The 1,459-nt window shown below is 65.7% G+C and carries 2 pseudogenes; both read left to right on the forward strand.

Annotated features, from left to right (window positions below):
• Positions 1-600, forward strand: a pseudogene (locus ACLD1X_RS29075) (hypothetical protein); the annotation flags it as partial.
• 10 nt (positions 601-610) lie between these two features.
• Positions 611-1,459, forward strand: a pseudogene (locus tag ACLD1X_RS29080) (ImcF-related family protein); the annotation flags it as partial.

Consider the following 1,459-nt stretch of genomic DNA (forward strand, 5'->3'; position numbering starts at 1 on the left):
CAGGCATGGCGTGAATCCGGCATCCGCCAATCGACCACACCCGTCGAGGGCAGTGGACTGGCGGCGGTGGATCACTGGCTCGACCAACGCATCAACGATCAGGCCATGCTGCTGGTATTGGCGGTGCAGTTTGCCCCGCAAGCGCCCGAAGGCACGGCAGAGGTTGCTGTGGGCTTACTGCTGGGTAACCGCCTGACGCAAACCACCCTGGCGCCGATCGCCTACCTCCACCGTCCTGAACAGGAGCGCGAGCCGACCGATTCCGATCTGCTCTACGCCACGCGCCAGGCCCTCGACTGGGTGCCGCTGCAAGCGCAAGCGGTCGAACGGGTCTGGCGGGTGGGGATCGATTCACAACGCAATGGCGCCATTGCGAGCGTGTTGATGGACGTCCCCATGCCGGTCCAGCCGCCACAGGGTGTGTGCAACCTCGATGCGGTGCTCGGGCAGCCAGGGAAAACCTCCCCTTGGCTGGCCATCGCGGCTGCGACACAGGCCATTCAGGGTGGCGCCGGGCCGCAATTCATTTTCAGTGGTGGCGATGTCGGCGCTGAACTCTGGGGCACGGTGTTGATGCCGGTGTCTCCACTTTCGACATAGGAAATCTCGAATGCAGTTTCGACGCTCTGTAGGGATCGGTGTGCTGATCGGCGGGCTGTTGCTCACCGGTCTGGTCTTGGCGGGAGTGCTCTGGCGCTATCCCGAATGGTTGGGGATGGCCGCCGGCAGCGACCGGCAAAGGATCTGGCTGGCGGTGACATCGGTCCTCTCCCTCGGGGTGATGTTTTGGGGTGGCCACCATTGGCTGGGGCGGCAACTGGGGCGCGCCGATTATCTTCAGCTCGACGGCGATGATGCTCGTCAGGCGGCGCCAGTCTCCCTCGAGGAGTCCGTCGGGTCCCAGGTGGCACGAACCATCGAGGCGATCAATGAGAACCTGCGCGAACAACACGGCCTGCTCTGGCGCGTCAAGGTTCGCGTGTTCCTGGTGGTCGGCGAACCGGAGCAGATTGAAGCCATCGCCCCGGGCCTGGCCACGCATGATTGGCTGGAAGGCCACGATACGGTCCTGCTCTGGGGCGGCAGTCCGCAAACCGCGGCCAGCGACCGGGTACTGCAGCTGTGCCAATGGCTGAGTCGCTGGCGCCCCCTCGACGGCGTCATCTGGGCCGTCAGCACACCGCAAAGCACCGACCCCCGCGCCATGGACCACGGCATACGCCACCTGCAAACCCTGGCGCGCCAACTGCGCTGGCAGCTGCCGCTGCACCTGTGGCAGGTCTGCGACAGTAAATGGCAACAGGGACAGCGCCAGCCGGTCGGCTGCCTGCTGCCGATCCCCGTGACGCCGCCGGTGGTGGAAAGCGCGCTGGACAGCCTCCTGCAACCCCTGCGCCACGCCGGCTGGTTGCAGATGCAGGACTCGGTGGACAACGATTTCCTCGTGCGCCTGGCCCGC

Source organism: Pseudomonas sp. 18173 (assembly GCF_050432945.1).
Lineage (GTDB): Bacteria > Pseudomonadota > Gammaproteobacteria > Pseudomonadales > Pseudomonadaceae > Aquipseudomonas.